Source organism: Nocardiopsis sp. NPDC006938 (assembly GCF_042869555.1).
In the GTDB taxonomy this organism is placed as follows: domain Bacteria; phylum Actinomycetota; class Actinomycetes; order Streptosporangiales; family Streptosporangiaceae; genus Nocardiopsis.
In genome coordinates this window covers 195,254-211,171 of record NZ_JBIAGA010000005.1, presented here as the reverse complement: position 1 = coordinate 211,171, position 15,918 = coordinate 195,254, and the positions used below count along the sequence as shown (strand labels likewise).

Annotated in this window: 13 protein-coding genes; 3 read left to right on the top strand and 10 right to left on the bottom strand. The window is 70.9% G+C overall.

All coding sequences use genetic code 11. The features are described 5' to 3' along the window. Positions 1 to 8: 8 nt before the first annotated feature. From ACFYL4_RS10345 to ACFYL4_RS10320, 6 genes are all read right to left on the bottom strand, one after another. Complete coding sequence (locus ACFYL4_RS10345; protein ID WP_387518063.1) at positions 9 to 1,844, bottom strand: ABC transporter ATP-binding protein; 1,836 nt, start codon at positions 1,842 to 1,844, stop codon at positions 9 to 11. A gap of 13 nt (positions 1,845 to 1,857) precedes the next feature. Beyond that, entirely contained in the window at positions 1,858 to 2,871 is a 1,014-nt protein-coding gene (locus ACFYL4_RS10340) for an ABC transporter permease (RefSeq protein ID WP_357766613.1), read from the bottom strand. A 245-nt stretch (positions 2,872 to 3,116) separates the two neighbouring features. Then, positions 3,117 to 4,925 carry an ABC transporter substrate-binding protein gene (locus ACFYL4_RS10335; RefSeq protein WP_357766615.1) on the bottom strand — a complete coding sequence of 603 codons (1,809 nt, stop codon included), beginning with the start codon at positions 4,923 to 4,925 and terminating at the stop codon, positions 3,117 to 3,119. A 107-nt stretch (positions 4,926 to 5,032) separates the two neighbouring features. Next, entirely contained in the window at positions 5,033 to 6,058 is a 1,026-nt protein-coding gene (locus ACFYL4_RS10330) for an ABC transporter permease (protein WP_357766618.1), read from the bottom strand. An 80-nt stretch (positions 6,059 to 6,138) separates the two neighbouring features. Continuing rightward, the gene (locus ACFYL4_RS10325) at positions 6,139 to 7,359 is read right to left on the bottom strand and encodes an amidohydrolase (protein WP_387518060.1); all 1,221 of its coding nucleotides are present in this window, start codon (positions 7,357 to 7,359) and stop codon (positions 6,139 to 6,141) included. 42 nt (positions 7,360 to 7,401) lie between these two features. Then, positions 7,402 to 8,802: a DUF3100 domain-containing protein gene (locus tag ACFYL4_RS10320; RefSeq protein ID WP_387518058.1), complete on the bottom strand. Its 1,401-nt coding sequence runs from the start codon at positions 8,800 to 8,802 to the stop codon at positions 7,402 to 7,404. 146 nt (positions 8,803 to 8,948) lie between these two features. On the opposite strand from ACFYL4_RS10320, the gene ACFYL4_RS10315 reads away from it, so the two are divergent. After that, positions 8,949 to 10,433: a chlorohydrolase family protein gene (locus ACFYL4_RS10315; RefSeq protein WP_387518056.1), complete on the top strand. Its 1,485-nt coding sequence runs from the start codon at positions 8,949 to 8,951 to the stop codon at positions 10,431 to 10,433. Between the two features lie 28 nt (positions 10,434 to 10,461). Then, positions 10,462 to 11,127 (top strand): GntR family transcriptional regulator, encoded by a 666-nt coding sequence (locus tag ACFYL4_RS10310; RefSeq protein WP_387518054.1) that lies wholly within the window; start codon positions 10,462 to 10,464, stop codon positions 11,125 to 11,127. Between the two features lie 104 nt (positions 11,128 to 11,231). Here the strand turns inward: ACFYL4_RS10310 and ACFYL4_RS10305 are convergent, their stop codons facing one another. The 3 genes from ACFYL4_RS10305 to ACFYL4_RS10295 all read right to left on the bottom strand — a co-directional run bounded on the left by ACFYL4_RS10305 (position 11,232) and on the right by ACFYL4_RS10295 (position 14,527). After that, positions 11,232 to 11,537: a hypothetical protein gene (locus tag ACFYL4_RS10305; RefSeq protein ID WP_387518051.1), complete on the bottom strand. Its 306-nt coding sequence runs from the start codon at positions 11,535 to 11,537 to the stop codon at positions 11,232 to 11,234. A gap of 243 nt (positions 11,538 to 11,780) precedes the next feature. After that, the gene (pgi, locus tag ACFYL4_RS10300; RefSeq protein WP_387518049.1) at positions 11,781 to 13,475 is read right to left on the bottom strand and encodes a glucose-6-phosphate isomerase; all 1,695 of its coding nucleotides are present in this window, start codon (positions 13,473 to 13,475) and stop codon (positions 11,781 to 11,783) included. Positions 13,476 to 13,630: 155 nt separating this feature from the next. Beyond that, positions 13,631 to 14,527 carry an ion transporter gene (locus ACFYL4_RS10295; RefSeq protein WP_387518047.1) on the bottom strand — a complete coding sequence of 299 codons (897 nt, stop codon included), beginning with the start codon at positions 14,525 to 14,527 and terminating at the stop codon, positions 13,631 to 13,633. A gap of 163 nt (positions 14,528 to 14,690) precedes the next feature. Between ACFYL4_RS10295 and ACFYL4_RS10290 the strand changes: the two genes are divergently transcribed. Further along, positions 14,691 to 14,996, top strand: a complete 306-nt coding sequence (locus ACFYL4_RS10290; RefSeq protein ID WP_357766641.1) for a hypothetical protein — start codon at positions 14,691 to 14,693, stop codon at positions 14,994 to 14,996. On the opposite strand, the gene ACFYL4_RS10285 is transcribed toward ACFYL4_RS10290, so the two are convergent. Then, on the bottom strand, positions 14,974 to 15,672 hold the full coding sequence (locus ACFYL4_RS10285) for a FadR/GntR family transcriptional regulator (RefSeq protein ID WP_387518045.1): 699 nt from the start codon (positions 15,670 to 15,672) through the stop codon (positions 14,974 to 14,976). The two genes, ACFYL4_RS10290 and ACFYL4_RS10285, sit on opposite strands and share 23 nt — an antisense overlap. Positions 15,673 to 15,918: the final 246 nt, after the last annotated feature.

Genomic DNA, 15,918 nt, shown 5'->3' with positions numbered 1-15,918 from the left:
CGAGCCCCTCACGCCCCCCGGGCCCGCATCCGCGCCCGTTCGGCGCGCAGGTCGCGGGCCTCGTCGGGGTCGAGCACCGGAGCGGCGGTGAGCAACTGCTTCGTGTAGTCGCTCCGCGGGTTCTCGTAGATGGTGTCGCTGTCACCGAGCTCGACCACCTCACCCTTGCGCATGACGGCGACGCGGTCGCTGACCTGGCGCACGACGGCCAGGTCGTGGGCGACGAAGATGTAGGTCAGGCCGAAGTCGTCCTGGAGCTCGGAGAGCAACCGCAGCACCTGGTCCTGGGTGGACACGTCCAGCGCCGAGACGGGTTCGTCGCACACGATGAGCCTGGGTTTGAGGATCAGCGCGCGGGCGATGGCGATGCGCTGGCGCTGGCCGCCCGAGAAGGCGTGCGGGAACCGGTTGTAGTGGCCCGGTTCGAGCCCGACGCGTTCCAGGAGTTCCTGTACCCGGGCGCGGATCTTCGCGCCGTTGCGCTCGCCCTGGACGCGCAGTGCCGTGCCGATGCTCTCGCCGATGGTCAGGCGCGGGTTGAGCGAGGAGTAGGGGTTCTGGAACACCATCTGCACGTCGCGGCGGAGCGGACGCAGGCGGCGTTCCGAAAGGTGGGTGATGTCCTGGCCGTCGAACTCCACGGTGCCCTCGGTGGGCTCCAGCAGGCGCATGACCATGCGCGACAGGGTGCTCTTACCGGAGCCGGACTCGCCCACGATGCCCAGGGTCTCGCCCTTGAAAAGGTCGAAACCGACCCCCTTGACCGCCCAGAAGTCCGTGGCCCGGCCCCACATGCCGCCGCGCACCTTGAAGCTCTGTGCGACGTCGCGGACGCGCAGCAGGGGCTCGCCCCGGTCCGGGGTGGTCGGGGCGGCGGGCGCGAAGGCGGAGAAGGGCTCGGGTACGACGGTCTCCCCCTCGTGCGCGTCCTCCGGCCCCGGGGCCCGGCGCTGCTCCCGCCGTGTCCTCTCGGCCCGGTCCGCGCGGTCGCGGGCGCGGCGTTCGGCGCGGGACATCTCCACGCGCGGTACGGCGGCCAGCAACGCCTGCGTGTACGGGTGCTCCGGCTCGGCGAGGACCCGGTGGACGCCCCCGCGCTCCACCGCCCTGCCCCCGCGCATGACCACGACCTCGTCCACCGAACCGGCGACCACCGCGAGGTCGTGGGAGACCAGGATCAGGGCCATGTCGAGGTCGCGGCGCAGCTCGTCCAGCAGGTCGAGGATCTGGGCCTGGACGGTGACGTCCAGGGCGGTGGTGGGCTCGTCGGCCAACAGCACCCTGGGGTCGCACATCAGACCCATGGCGATCAGCACGCGCTGGCGCATACCGCCCGAGAACTCGTGCGGGTAGGAGTTGATCCGCTTCGCGGGCTCGGGGATACCGACCCGGTCCAGTGACTCGACGGCCCGCGTACGGGCCTGGGAACGGGACACCCGGGGCCGGTGCACGCGCAGCGCCTCGATCAGCTGGTTGCCGATCGTGTACTGGGGGTGCAGCGACTGCATGGGGTCCTGGAACACCATCGCGATGTCGTTACCCCGCATCGACCGCAGCCTCTTGTCGCTGGCGGTGACGACGTCGGTGCCCGCGACCTCGATGCCTCCGGTGATCCGGGCACGGCTGCCCCGGTGCAGACCCATCAGGGCCAGCGAGGTCACACTCTTGCCGGAACCCGACTCGCCCACGATCCCGAGGGCGCCGCCCGCGGCCACCTCGAAGGAGAGGCCGTCCACCGCGCGGACGTCGCCGTCCAGCGTGGGAAAGGTGACGTGCAGGTCGTCCACGCGCACGACCGTCGCGGCGGAGGAACCGGCCCGGGGCCCCGGAGGGGTGTCGGTCATCGGAAGGCCTCTCTCAGTGGTGGATGCGCACGCGCGGGTCGATCAGCGGGTAGACCAGGTCGACCAGCAGGTTGCAGATGACGATGAAGAACGCGCCGAACAGGGTCACGCCGAGGATGACCGGCAGGTCGCTCTGGGTGATGGCCTGGACCGCGTACCGGCCGATCCCGTTGAGGGAGAAGACCTGCTCGGTCAGGACGGCGCCGCCGAGGACCAGGCCCAGGTCGAGGCCGAAGATGGTGACGATGGGGGTGAGGGTGGGGCGCAGCGCGTGCTTGAGCACGACCGTGCGCTCGCTCAGGCCCTTGGCCCGGGCGGTGCGGATGTAGTCCTCGTTGAGGGTCTCCAGCATGCCCGCGCGGGTCTGCCGCGCGTACATGGCCGCGTGCAGGAAGGCGAGGGTGAGCCACGGCAGGAGCATGCCCTGGGCCCAGGCGAGGGGGTCCTCGACGAAGGGCACGTAGCGGGGGGTGGCGAACAGGCCCCAGGAGTGGACCAGGAAGGCCAGGGCGAGCAGACCGGTGAAGAAGATCGGCAGGGAGACCCCGGCCAGCGCGACGCCCATGGCCAGGCGGTCGAAGAGGCTGCCCTTCCACACGGCCGAGACCACACCGACGGCCACACCGCCCACCAGCCAGATGATCCCGGCCCCCAAGGCCAGGGAGGCGGTTACCGGGAGGCGGGAGAGGATCTCGGGGAAGACCTCCTGGTAGGTCTGGAAGGAGTAGCCGAAGCAGGGCGCCGAGCATTCGATGGTGTCCCGGCCGAACTGGTACTGGGCACCGAAGAGGATGCCCCGCACGAACTCCCCGAACTGGACCGCGATCGGCTGGTCGAGGCCCAGGCGTTCGATGGTGGCCTGGATCGCCTCGGGGGTGGGAGCCCGGCCCACGTACATCGTGGCCAGCTGCTCGGTGGTGCGGCCCGCCCAGCGCGGGACGACGTAGAAGATGACGAAGGTGACCATGGTGACCACGGCCAGGAGCAGCAGACCGGCGCCCAGGCGGCGCAGGATGTAGGTCAGCAAGGCGTGTGCCTTCTCTCGTCAGGGGCTGGGGCCCGGGTCCGGGGTGGGGCGATTCCACCCCGGAGCCAAACCGTAACTCATGGCAATCACGCGATCACGCCACGAAGTCGGCGTGTACGCGGGGGTGTCGTGACCGCGCCGGGCGGCCACCACGCCGTGCGCGGCGGCCGCCCGCGGCCCGCCCGGGGGTCCGCCCCACGGGTGACGCCGGGTGCGGGCCCGGGGCCGGGCCGCACCCGCCGGGATCAGTTGTTGCTGGTCCCCAGAGCCATGTAGTCGTACATGCTGTAGCCCGAGTGGTAGTACACGTTGGTCAGGTTGGCCGGACGGTAGAGCACCGTCCGCTCGAACACCGCCGGGAGGATCGCGGCCTCCTCCATCGCCCGTTCGTCGATCTTCGTGTAGATCTCGGCGCGCTGGTCCGCGTCGGCGACCGAGACCACCTCGTCGAACCAGTCGTTGATCTGCGGGTCGTCCAGCTCGGAGATGTTCGAGTTGCCCGCCTGCTGGATCGCGTCACCGTCCAGGATCTTGCTCATGAACCCGTAGCCGCTGGCCCAGTCCGGCGCCCAGCCGTACACGGTCAGGCCCAGGTCGTTGTCGGCGACGAAGGACGGCGACCCCGCCTGCGTGTTGGTGTAGGTGTCGGACGGGTACTGCTTGATCTCGGTGTCGATGCCCACCCGGGCCAGGGCCTGCTGGAGCGCCTCGGCCGTACTGACGTCGGAGGGGCGGTCGGCGCGGGCGCCGATCGCGGTGGAGAAGCCGTCGGGCTGGCCGCACTCCTCCAGCTTCTCCCGAGCCTTGTCCAGGTCGCCCTTGTTGTCGTCGGACGGGTACGGGTCGAAGCCCGGGTCGGAACCGGGCAGCGCCGCGGGCATGATCTGCGTGGCGACGTCGCCGCCGGTGTCACCGCCCCAGGCCCGCTGCAGCGCGTCCCGGTCGGCCGCGTACATGACGGCCTGGCGACAGGCCGGGTCGTCCAGCGGCGCCATGACGGTGTTGATGTTGACGTAACGCAGGGTGTTGGTCTGCGGGTTGTCGACGTTGTGGCGCTGCCCCTCGTCGGTGATGACGGTGCCCTTCATCGCCGGGCCCACACCGGCACCGGCCAGGTCCACGTCGAGCTCCCCGTTGACCAGCCGCTGGTCGATCTCGTTCTGGTCCACGCCCAGCTCCACCTCGACGCGGTCCGGCAGCGCCTTGCGGGTCGGGTCGGAGGAGGCGTCCCACTGGTCGTTGCGTTCCAGGTTGAGGGAGACGCCCGGGCGGTAGTCGCCGTCGAACTTGTAGGGCCCGGAGGAGATCACGTGGCTCTGGTACTGCTCGCCCCGGTCCGCGTCGGCGGGCACCGGGGCGGTCTGCGGCTGGAGGAGCACGTACGGGAACTCGGCGAAGCTCTCCTTGAGGTGGAAGACCAGGGTGTGGTCGTCCGGGGTCTCGATGCCGTCGAACCCGGCCAGCGGGTCGCCCTCGTCCGCGTAGGGGCCCTCGTAGTCGTCGCTGTCGGCCAGCAGCCCCTGGAAGTACTTGGGCCCGTTGGGCAGGGCCTGGTCACCGAAGTTGCTGCGGGCGATGGCGTACTTGACGTCCTGGGCGGTGATCTCCGAGCCGTCCTCGTACTTCAGTCCCGGCTTGATGCGCACGGTCCACTCGGTGGAGTCCCCGTTGCCCTCGGGCATCGCCTCGGCCAGGTCGGGCTGGAGCTCGATGCCCTGTTCACCGGGTGCCTCGGTGTAGGTGAGCAGGGTCCGCGCGTAGTAGCGGGAGAAGTTCCAGCTGAACGCGTAATAGGTGTTGCCGGGGTCGGGCGAGTCGAAGTCGGAGGAGATGGCGTAGCGCAGGGTGCCACCGGTCTCGTCGGACGGGTTGACGACGGTGGTCTCGCCCTCGTTGAACTCGGCGTCGGACTGTCCGCCGCCTCCGCCCCCGCCTCCGCCGCAGGCGGCCAGCAGGACCGCCGCGGCGGTTCCCGCGGCCATCGGCGCGACGGCTCGTCGGAGCGCACGGCACCGCCGGGGCGGTTCCTGGCGCGGGGAGTGATGGGTGGTCACCTGGGCCTCCTGGTCGGGTTCGCTGGTGGAACCGTGCGGCGCACGGTTCCGGATCGCCGAAGGGTTCGGCTGGACTGTGGGGCCGGGGGCGGGTCGGGCGGGGGCGGTCAGTCGGAGGAGCGCGGGTCGAAGGCGTCGCGCAGGCCGTCGCCGAAGAGGTTGAAGGCGAGGACGGTGACGAAGATGGCCAGTCCCGGGATGATCACGAAGTGCGGTGAGGTGGTGTAGAAGCGCAGGGCGTTCTCCAACATGCCGCCCCAGGTGGCCATGGGCGGGTTGATGCCCACGCCCAGGAAGCTCAGTGCGGCCTCGAAGAGGATGTTGGTGGGGATGAGCAGGGTGGAGTAGACGAGGATCGGCGTGACCAGGTTGGGCAGGATCTCGCGGAAGACGATGTGGGGACTGCCCGCTCCCAGGCTGCGCGCGGCCTCCACGAACTCGCGCTCCTTCAGGGTGAGGGTCTGGCCGCGCACGATACGGCCGATGTAGGGCCAGTTGAAGAACCCGATGATGAACACCAGCACGCCGATGCGCAGGTTGTTGCCGGACAGTCCGAAGGCGCCGTCGGGGATGACGCCGACCAGGGCGATGGCGAAGAGCAGCAGCGGGAAGGCGAGGAAGATGTCCATGGTGCGGCTGATGACCACGTCCACCCAGCCACCGAAGTAGCCGGCGAGCACGCCCAGGACGGTGCCGATGACCACGCACACCACGGTGGCGACGGTGGCGACCAGCAGCGAGGTACGGGCCCCGTAGACGATGCGGCTGAACAGGTCGCGGCCGTTGACCGGTTCGACGCCCAGCAGGTGCTGCGCGCTGATCCCGCCCCAGGGGTCCAGCCCCTGGGCGGGGTCGTCGGGATCACGCAGGACACCACCGGTGAGCGGGTCGACCAGGCCCTGGTTGAACTGGTTGGGAGGGTGACCCAGCCAGGCGGTGAGCAGGGGCGCGAAGATCGCGACGAGGATGAGCAGGACGACCACGACACCGCCGGCCATACCGACCTTGTCCTTGCGGAAGCGCTGCCAGGCGATCTGGCGCAGGGAGCGGCTGGCGGCGTTCCTGGCCCCGGCGACGACCGCTTCTGGCTCGGCGTGCTGGGACGACTCGGGCACGTCCATCGGCGCGGTCATGTACCCCTGCCTCCCGCTGTCTCTGCGTGTGGCCACACATCGCCATCAATGTGTGGCCACTTGACTACGCAGAGTTTGCCCTAGTGGAGTGGGGCGTTTCCACCTTCCGCGCCGACGAGGACACCGTCGCGGGCGACGACCGCCCCGGCCCTGAGCACGAGGTCGCGGGCGGGCACCTTCGCCACCGCCTCTGCGGCCGATCGGGCGCCGACGACCACCAGGTCGGCCGGGCCCCCCACCCGAAGGCCGTGGTCCTCCACGCCCAGCACCCGGGCGGCGTTGGTCGTCACGGTGTCCAGGGCGAGGAGCAGTTCGTCGTCGCACCGACTGGAGTTGCGGTAGGCGATGAGCATGGCCCGCCGCAGCATGTCGCCGTCGCCGAAGGGACCCCACAGGTCGTTGATGCCGTCCGTGCCGCCCGCGAGGAGCACCCCCCGCTCCGCACAGGCCCGCAGCGGCGGCACCGGGGCGTCGTAGACCGCCGCGCTCACCAGGGCGACGCCGACCTCCGCGAACCGTTCCAGGAGGCGCTCCCGGGTGGGCGGATGGGCGATGCCGAAGGCGTGCGAGACCGCGACGCGCCCGCCCAGGCCGTACTCCTCGGTCATCCGCGCGATCAGGCCCATCTCCCAGGCGCCCAGTGAGCCTCCGTCGTGCAGGTGGACGTCGATACCGGTTCCCGTGGACGCGGCGAGGTCGAAGACGGCGTCCAGGTGGGCGTTGGGGGCGTCGTCGAACCCCGCGGGGTCGAGCCCGCCGATCACCGAGGCCCCCGCGTCCACCGCGTCGCGCAGGAGGTCGAGGGTGCCCGGGTTGGTGATCAGTCCGCCCTGTGGGAAGGCCACCTGCTGGACGTCGATCACCCCCCGGTAGCGGCGCGCGACCTCCGCGACGGCGGCCACGCCCCGCAGACCGACTCCGGGGTCGACGTCCGTGTGGGTGCGCAGGTGTGTGGTGCCCGCCGCCACCATGGCCTCCACCAGGGCGGAGGCGTACTCCGTCGAGGGAAGCCCGTGGGCGTCCCGGTGGCGCCGTTCGTGGGCGACCCGCTCGGCCACGGTCTCCACCTGTGGCGCGGAGACCCACGGTCCCCCGAACAGGGTCTTGTCGATGTGGGCGTGGGCGTTGACCAGCCCGGGCAGAACGGTGCGCCCCGCCGCGTCGATGTCCTCTCCTCCCCCTCCGCCGGGCGGGGCGGGGGCGTCGGCCGCGTCCTCGATGGCGGTGATCCGGCCGTTCTCGAAGAGGATGGTGGCCGGGGCCGCCCGGCCGGGCAGGACGGCGTTCGTGACACGCGGCATGCGTGGGGTTCCCTTCCTCCGGTCGCGGGGACCGGACGCGGGCTAGAGGTGGATGAACAGTTCGGCGAGCGTGGCGGAGGCGACGATGGTGGTGGTGAAGGTCAACACCGCCGCGACGACGATCTTCCAGCTGAGCTGGGAGAAGGCCTGGCGGTCGCGGCCCATGGTCATGCCGACGAGTGCGAGCTGGGGCAGCCCGATCAGGAGTACGTTCAGGTTCTGCACGAGGTCGGCGATCAGCCCCGCGACCGGGGAGAGGGGTGTGGTCACGATCGTCGCGATCGCCAGGACCCACACCGTGGCCGGGATGGCCCTCACCTTGCGGGACAGCAGGATCGCGACCCAGGTCATCGCCAGCAGCACCGCCATGCCCACCGCGTCCCGCGGGTGGAAGGAGCCGGTGCCCAGCCAGTTGAGCAGCAGCCCGCTCACACCGGCGAAGGCGTAGGCGGCCAGGCCGGGACGCCAGCCCCGGGGGATGTCCGGGTCCCGAGGGCGCTCCGCCCCGGGCGTCGCGTCCCCGTCCTCCTTGGCGCGCACCGAGGCGTCGCCCTCGGGGACCCGGCCCCTGGCGACCAGCCGCGCCTCCTCGATCTCGGGGGCGGGGCGGCGGAAGACGCGGCACCAGAACCCGTAGAGGCGGCGGGCGACGGGCAGACCGATGAACACGCCCGCGTAGAAACCGACGATGTTCGTGACCAGGTTGGACAGCGCGGCCAGCGCGGCGATCTCGGCCGCCTGGTCCGGGTAGAGCAGGGCCAGCGCTCCCACGCCGCCGAGCATCATCGAGGTGGAGCCGACGCCGAGCGCCAGGGCCAGCGAGAGCGGGTTGTACAGCCCCGTACCCCCCAGGACACCGGTGATCAGGGAGATGAACACGGCGCCGAACATCGAGCCGATGATCCAGACGCCGAACACGCCCCGGTACTCGGGGGAGGAGGTCCCGAACCGGTCGATGGCGTAGGCCAGGTAGGACTCGCGGTCGATCGCCCAGGTGGCGCCGATGGCCGCGCGCCCCATACCGAGCAGGACGGCGATGGGCAGCGCGAGGATGATCGTCCCGAAGAGCTGGCCCACCTCCTGCATCAACAGGGCCGGACCGACCCGTTCGACCATGCCGATCGACGGCCCGATCCCCGTACCGAGCATCGCGAGGAAGAGGACCATGCCGACCGGGATGAGCGCCTCTCCGGCGGAGCGGGCGCCCCCGCGCAACGGCAGCCACCGCTGGAGTCCGACGACGGCGCCCAGGAGCACCACCCAGACCAGGGGGAACAGCACGATGGCGGCGGGGCCGACCCGGAACTGGTGTTCTCCGACCAGGACGGCCGCGACACTGATCAGCAGGCTCGCGCCGACCGCGACCACCCAGTCGCCGCGCCCGACCGAACCGCGGTCCGACGCGTCCGCGCGCGTCTCCGCCTGCTGCCTTCTTGCCCTCATCTGGGATACCAATCAGTGAGCCGCTGAATTTTTGAGGAGCCTATGGTTGGCGCAAAACCGCTGTCAAGAGCGTTATGAACCCGGTTTCCGCACTCCTCGCGGCCGCAAACATTCAACGTTCACACGTGAGTGGTATACAAGTTCTCATGAATCAGGTCATCAGGGCACGGTACGTGCTGGCGCATTCCGAGGGTTCCCACGTCTGGCTGGAGAACGGCTACGTCGCCCACTCCGACGGAGTCGTCACGGAGGTGGGCACCGGAACCCCCGCCTCCACCGCCCCCGTACTGGACCTGGGCGAGACGGTCCTCACCCCCGGCCTGATCGACCTCGACGCCCTGGTGGACATCGACCACCTCATCCTCGACGCCCACCACTCCACCGAGCACGCCCGATCCCTGGTGGGCTCCGTCGAGCACTGGCGCGACCGCCCCGCCGACGTGCTCACCCCCCGGCAGCGCGACACCCTGCGCCGCTTCGGCCTCGCCCAGCTCGCCCTGCACGGCATCACCACGTACATGCCGATCGCCTCCGAGATCCACCTGGAGTGGAACGAGTCCGCCGACGAACTCCGACGACTCGCCGACCTCACCAGGGAGTGGGGGCTCCGCGGCTACCTGGGCCCCTCGTACCGCTCCGCCGTGGGCGCGCTCGACGACGACGGGCGCACCTTCGTCGAACGCCCCGAACGCGGCGAGGCCGGACTCGACGCGGCACTGGAGTTCGCCGACGAACTCGCGGAGAACGACGACGACCTGGTCCGTCCGGTCCTGCTCCCCTGCCGTATCGAGACGCTCACGCCCGAACTGATGGAGCGCACCGCGCGCGAGGCCGCCCGGCGCGGCCTCCTGGTGCGGCTGCACTCCCTCCAGCAGCCGTGGGAGCGCGAGGTCGTGCTCCAGCGGCACGGCGTCACCCCGCTGGACCTCATCGAGCGCACCGGCCTGCTCAACGACCGCCTGCTCATCCCGCACGCCCTGTGGACCGACCGCAACTCCCAGCTCACCGGGCCGGGCGGTGTCGACCTCGCGCGGCTGGCCGGGGCGGGCGTCAGCGTCGTCCACTGCCCCCTGACCATCTTCCGGTACGGGGACGTGCTGGAGACCTTCAACGACTTCCTGGAGGCCGGGGTCACCATGGCCCTGGGCACCGACTCCTTCCCGCCCGACCTCGTCCGCGGCATGGACGTGGGCCTGCACGCCTCGCGCCTGCTCCACGGCCACGGCTCCGTGAGCCTCGGCGACTACATGGAGGCGGCGACCACCGGCGGCGCCGCCGCGCTCAAGCGCCCCGACCTCGGCCGCCTGGAGGTCGGTGCCAGCGCCGACCTGAGCGCGTTCTCCCTGGACGACTTCCGCGACGGCGTCGTCGAGGACCCCCTGCGCACCCTCGTACTCAACGGCACCGCCCGCAACGCCACGCACACCTTCGTGGCCGGGCGGCCCGTCGTCACGGACGGCGCCCTGCCCGGGGTGGACCTGGTCGAGCTCAGGAAGCGGGCGCAGGAGGTGTTCGAGGAACTCCGGCGCGGCTACAGTGAGCGGGACGGCCTCCACCGACCGGTCGAGGCCCTCTTCCCCCCGTCGTTCCCGGTTCGCGGCGCCCAGTCCCCGGAGCCCCGGCAGGGGTGACCAGGCACGCACGGCGGGAACGGGTCTCATGGCACGGACATCGGGTGGTTCGGCCCCTCTGACGGAGGCGGCCGAATCCGCCATCCGCGAGGGGATCATCTCCGGCCGCTATCCCCCGGGCGCGCGACTTCGCGAACGCGAGCTGTCCGAGGAGCTGGGCGTGTCCCGGCTCCCGGTACGGGAGGCGCTGCGCAACCTGCGGCACGACGGGTTCATCATGACGAGCGCCCACAGGGGCGCGACCGTGCGGACCATGTCGACCACGGGCGTGGACGAGCTCTTCGACCTGCGGGTCCGGTTGGAGCCGTTCGCCGCCGAGCGGGCGGCCCACCGGTACTCCGAGGGGCACGCGCACCCGGGGCTGGAGGAGGCCATGGAGGCCACCGCCCACGCCACGGAGACCGGTTCGCTGGAGCACATCATGACCGCCAACGCCCACTTCCACGCCCAGGTGGTGGAGGCGGCCGGTCACGAGCTGCTGTCCGAGCTCATGGTCCCGGTCCTCTCGCGTTCCCGCTGGCTGTTCGCGATGACGGCTTTCCGCGACCCGCACCTGGAGTTCCAGGCGCACCACGAGATCTACGCGGCGGTCAGCACCGGCAACGACCGGCTCGCGCGACTGACCATGGCGGCGCACATCGAGGCCGGGCGCGGACCGTCGCTCCAGGCGGTCAGCCCCGACCCCGAGGACTAGAACCGGGAGGCGCGTACGCGGGCACGGCGTACGCGCCTCCCGCAATTCCGGTTCCCAGCGGAATTCCCTTTCGGGAAGTCACTGCTGGATTCCGGGAGAATACGCTAGTTCAGGCAGTTAACGTCGAGTTTCGCCAGGTCGGAAACGGGAATCCACTCCCCCTCCCTGAGATACCGAAAACCGTTCGTCTGCGCCTCAGTCGCGAGGACCGTGTGGTTTCTGTACAGATAGCGCACAAAGGGGGCAGTCTTGCTGGGCCGTTCCTTGATGGCAGACACGTCCACTTTCACAATGTAGCGACACAGGACAGCCTGGGTTTCCACCTCCCGCACCTGTTCGGCCTGGGCGGGCACCGCGGTCAGCAGGGTTCCCCCCACCAGGGTGGCGGCGGCCAGTGCCAGGGTGGCCACGGCCCGGGACACCCGTCCGGTCTGTCGTGAACGCAAGGCGGACTCCTTCGGTCAGACGGTCAGGGAACACCTCGGCCGAGGAAGGGCTCCGGCGAAGGGCGCTCTCCTCCATTCGCCGAACCCAGGAAAACCATAACCGGGGAATTCCCCGACCGCACTGATCAGACCGAATGCGGTCACCAGGGGGCCGTCCGAGCCGTTTCCACCGGAAAACGTCCGAGAGGAGAACGGCCCTCTTGTCGCTCAGCGCCCGCGCAGGTCCCGGTAGCGCCGGACCAGGGCTGCGGTGGAGGCGTCCAGGCCCGGCACCTCGGCCCCCTCGGTCAGGGCGGGGCGCAGCCGCGTGGCCAGGACCTTGCCCAGTTGTACCCCCCACTGGTCGAAGGAGTTGATGTTCCACACGGCTCCCTGGACGAACACCTTGTGCTCGTAGAGCGCGACCAGTTGGCCGAGCACCGACGGGTCCAGCCGGTCGGCCAGGATGGTGGTGGTGGGCCGGTTGCCGGGGAACGTCCGGTGCGGGATCAGGTCCGCTGGCACGCCCTCGGCGGCGACCTCATCGGCGGTGCGGCCGAAGGCCAGCGCCTGCCCCTGCGCGAACAGGTTCGCCATGAGCAGGTCGTGCTGGGGAACCAGCCCCTCGGGCAGGTCAGGCGCCGGGCGCGCGAAACCGATCAGGTCGGCCGGGACGAACCGGGTGCCCTGGTGCAGCAGCTGGAAGTAGGCGTGCTGGCCGTTGGTGCCCGGGGTGCCCCACACCACGGGGCCGGTCTGCCAGGCCACGGGACGTCCGTCGCGCTGCACCGACTTGCCGTTGGACTCCATGTCCAACTGCTGGAGGTAGGCGGTGAACCGCGACATCTGGTGGCTGTAGGGCAGCACCGCGTGGGCCTGGGCGTCGAAGAAGCCGCCGTACCAGACCCCGAGCAGGCCGAGCAGGAACGGCAGGTTGCGCTCGGCGGGGGCGGTGGCGAAGTGCGTGTCCATGAGGTGGAAGCCCGCGAGCATCTCGCGGAACCGCTCCGGGCCGAGGGCGACCATCAGGGACAGGCCGATGGCGGAGTCGTAGGAGTAGCGTCCGCCCACCCAGTCCCAGAACCCGAACATGTTGGCGGTGTCGATCCCGAAGCGCGCGACCTCCTCCTCGTTGGTGGAGACCGCCACGAAGTGCCGGGCGATCGCCTCCTGGTCCGCCCCCAGACCGGCCAGGAGCCAGTCACGGGCGGCCGTGGCGTTGGTGACCGTCTCCAGGGTCGTGAAGGTCTTGGAGGCGACCACGAACAGGGTCCGCTCGGGGTCGGCGTCGATCAGCGCCTCGTGCAGGTCGGTGCCGTCGACGTTGGAGACGAACCGGAACTCCAGACCCCGGTCGGTGTAGGGGCGCAGCGCCTCGTAGGCCATGGCCGGGCCCAGGTCGGAGCCGCCGATGCCGATGTTGACCACCCGGGTCACCGCCCTGCCGGTGTGGCCCAGCCACCCGCGGGCGCGCACGCGCTCGGCGAAGACGGCCATCCGGTCCAGGACCTCGTGCACCCCGGGCACCACGTCGTGTCCGTCCTCGCGGATCACCGCACCGCGCGGGGCCCGCAGGGCGGTGTGCAGGACGGCGCGGTCCTCGGTGAGGTTGACGTGGTCCCCGCGCAGCATGGCGTCGCGCAGCGAGGCGACCCCGGTGGCCTCGGCCAGGTCGGTGAGCAGGCGCAGGGTCCGGTCGGTGACGAGGTTCTTGGACAGGTCCGCTCGCAGGTCGCCGACGTCGATCGAGAACCGGTCGGCGCGTGAGGGGTCGGCGGCGAACAGGTCCCGCAGGTGGCTCCCGCCCCACGCCTCGCGGTGCTCGGCGAGGGCGCGCCACTGCGCCCGACGGTCGAGGGGGACGGCCGCACCCGACCGGTTCCCGACGTCCTCGGCCCGAGGAAGGGGTGTACTCGCAGACATCGGGTGGCTCCTCGTCGTCCAGGATCGGCTCGGGTCCGTCCGGTGGGGCCGGACACCGTCGACGCCGCGTGCGGCTGTCCCCCTACCCTCCCACGAAAGCCGTCAACCACCGGCCTTTCCGCGCACGTCAGAGCGACAACGGGCCCGCCCCGTCCCTAGATGCGCCCGCGCTCGCTCCGGAGCAGTTCGCGCTCGTCCCTCAGCGAGGCCACCTCCGCGCGCAGCGCCCTCAACTCGGCGAGGATCTCCCCGTGCGCGTCGTCCGGGCCACGGCCCGCCCCGCTGTCGGGGGAGCCGCCCGACCCGCCGTCGGGACCCGCGCCCTCGGCCCCCGGCGCGCCGCCCTGGCCGGGGTTGCCGTACTGCTCCTCGTGCCCGGCCTTGTCCAGCGCCTCCACGGCCACCGCGATGAACAGGTTGAGCGCGATCAGCGTGGACACGAGGACGAACACCACGAAGAACACCCAGGCGTAGGGCTGGTTCTTCATCACCTCCGCCGCGATGTTGCTCCAGCCGTCCGCGGTGAAGATCTGGAAGAGGGTGAACAGCGAGGTCCCCAGGTCGCCGAAGTACTGCGGGGCGTCCGTGGAGAAGAGCCGGGTGGCCATCACCGCCGAGACGTACAGCAACAACACCACCAGGACCATGATCGACGCCATGCCGGGCATCGCGCGGAACAGCCCCGCCACCACGTGGCGCAGAGACGGGATCACCGACAGCAGGCGCAGGACCCGCAGGACCCGCAGGACGCGCAGGACCGCGAACGGCCCCGAGGCCGGGAGCAGGGCGACGCCGATGATCACGATGTCGAACCAGCTCCAGGGGTCCCGGAAGAACTCCCTGCGGTGGGCGAACATCCTCAGGCCCATCTCGACGACGAACAGCGTCAGGATCACCCGGTCGACGGCCTTGAGGAGGTCGCCGTGGTGGTCCATCATCCGCTTCGACGTCTCGAAGCCGAGGACCACGGCGTTGATCAGGATGAGGGTGATGACGCCGGCCTGGAACCAGGGGGCCTCGACGAGGGCGCGGACCCGTTCACGCGTGGTCACTGGGAGGAGGGCTCCGTCTCTTTCTTCGGCAACGGCGCAAAAGCCTACCGCCGGCGGCGGTGACCCGTTTCGTCCTCGTCGCCGCCGATACGTCCCCTACTGGCGTCTCCCGCCGCGACCAGGCATGATCGAAGACAGGGAAACCGAGGCGAGGGGGCCGCCGGTGACGGAATCCGCCGATTTCGACAGGGACGCCACGGACATCGACGACGTCGACGCCGCGATGGACGTGGGCGCCCCGGACCAGGACTCCGCCGTGGCGGAGTACCTGGAGGACCACCCCGAGGACTACCGGATAGCGGAAATCGAGGATCACGAGGTACTCGGTATAGACGCCGAACTCGGCCAGGAGGTTCCGGACGGGGAGGAAGAGCCCGACGCGGCCTCCCCCGCCGGGCGGGAGAACCTGTCGCGGGTGCTCCGGGCCGAGGGGTACGCCGACCGGGTCAACCGCCGCCTCGAAGGCTGAGCCAGCGCTCCACCCGCAGCACGTGCGCGACGGCCGCCGCACCGGCCGCCTCGGGGTCGCGGGCCAGGAGCGCCTCGTGGACGCGCCGGTGGTCCTGGAAGAGCGTGTCGGTCAGCCCCTCGTCCGCCAGCCCGGCCCAGACGCGTTCGTTGAAGGTGCGTGAGGACAGTCCGGCGTGGACGGCGGAGAGCGTGGCGTTTCCGGCGCAGGCCACGACGGCCCGGTGGAAACCGAGGTCGTCCGCGCCGTGGTCGGCGGTGGTCCGCCCGCCCTCCTCCATCCGGTCGAGGAGCCCGCCGATCCGGTCGAGTTCCTCGGGGGTGGCGCGCGCGGCGGCCAGGGCGGTGGCGGCCGGCTCGATCATGCGGCGGACCTGGAGGACCTCCAGCAGGGTCTCGTCGCGGGAGACCTCGGCCAGCACGGAGAAGGCCTCCAGCAGGTCGGCCGGGCGCAGGGCGGTGACGTAGACGCCCGCCCCGTGCCGGACCGACAACACGCCCAGGGTGGTGAGGGAGCGGATCGCCTCGCGCACCGACCCCCGGGAGACGCCCAGTCGGGCGGAGAGCTCCCTCTCGGTGGGGAGCCGTTGCCCGGGTCCGACCTCGCCATCGGCGATCATCTCCTTGATCCGCTCGACGGCCCGCTGGGCCACCGGGGTCCGCACACCCTCGACCACGCCACTCCCCCGTCTCCGCCGCGAACACGGCGATTCTACCCTCGGCGATGGTGGTGGCGCCCCAAGACACTCCGATTGGTCGGACCACTGTGCGGCTGAGCGGTCAACGGGAGGACGGGGCCGCGACCCGGTCCACACCTCCGGGCTGAGGAGCTATCCCTACCTTGATCCGCCCACGCGTCGACGGCATGGACCTGGAGACCGGACCTCCCGCACCCGCGCGGGGTGCTTGATCGTCCGCGCACC

Coding starts and splice junctions, on each gene's coding strand:
- ACFYL4_RS10345 (WP_387518063.1), bottom strand. CDS start 1,844: ATGACCGACACCCCTCCGGGGCCCCGGGCCGGTTCCTCCGCCGCGACG.
- ACFYL4_RS10330 (WP_357766618.1), bottom strand. CDS start 6,058: ATGACCGCGCCGATGGACGTGCCCGAGTCGTCCCAGCACGCCGAGCCA.
- ACFYL4_RS10325 (WP_387518060.1), bottom strand. CDS start 7,359: ATGCCGCGTGTCACGAACGCCGTCCTGCCCGGCCGGGCGGCCCCGGCC.
- ACFYL4_RS10320 (WP_387518058.1), bottom strand. CDS start 8,802: ATGAGGGCAAGAAGGCAGCAGGCGGAGACGCGCGCGGACGCGTCGGAC.
- ACFYL4_RS10315 (WP_387518056.1), top strand. CDS start 8,949: ATGAATCAGGTCATCAGGGCACGGTACGTGCTGGCGCATTCCGAGGGT.
- ACFYL4_RS10310 (WP_387518054.1), top strand. CDS start 10,462: ATGGCACGGACATCGGGTGGTTCGGCCCCTCTGACGGAGGCGGCCGAA.
- pgi (WP_387518049.1), bottom strand. CDS start 13,475: ATGTCTGCGAGTACACCCCTTCCTCGGGCCGAGGACGTCGGGAACCGG.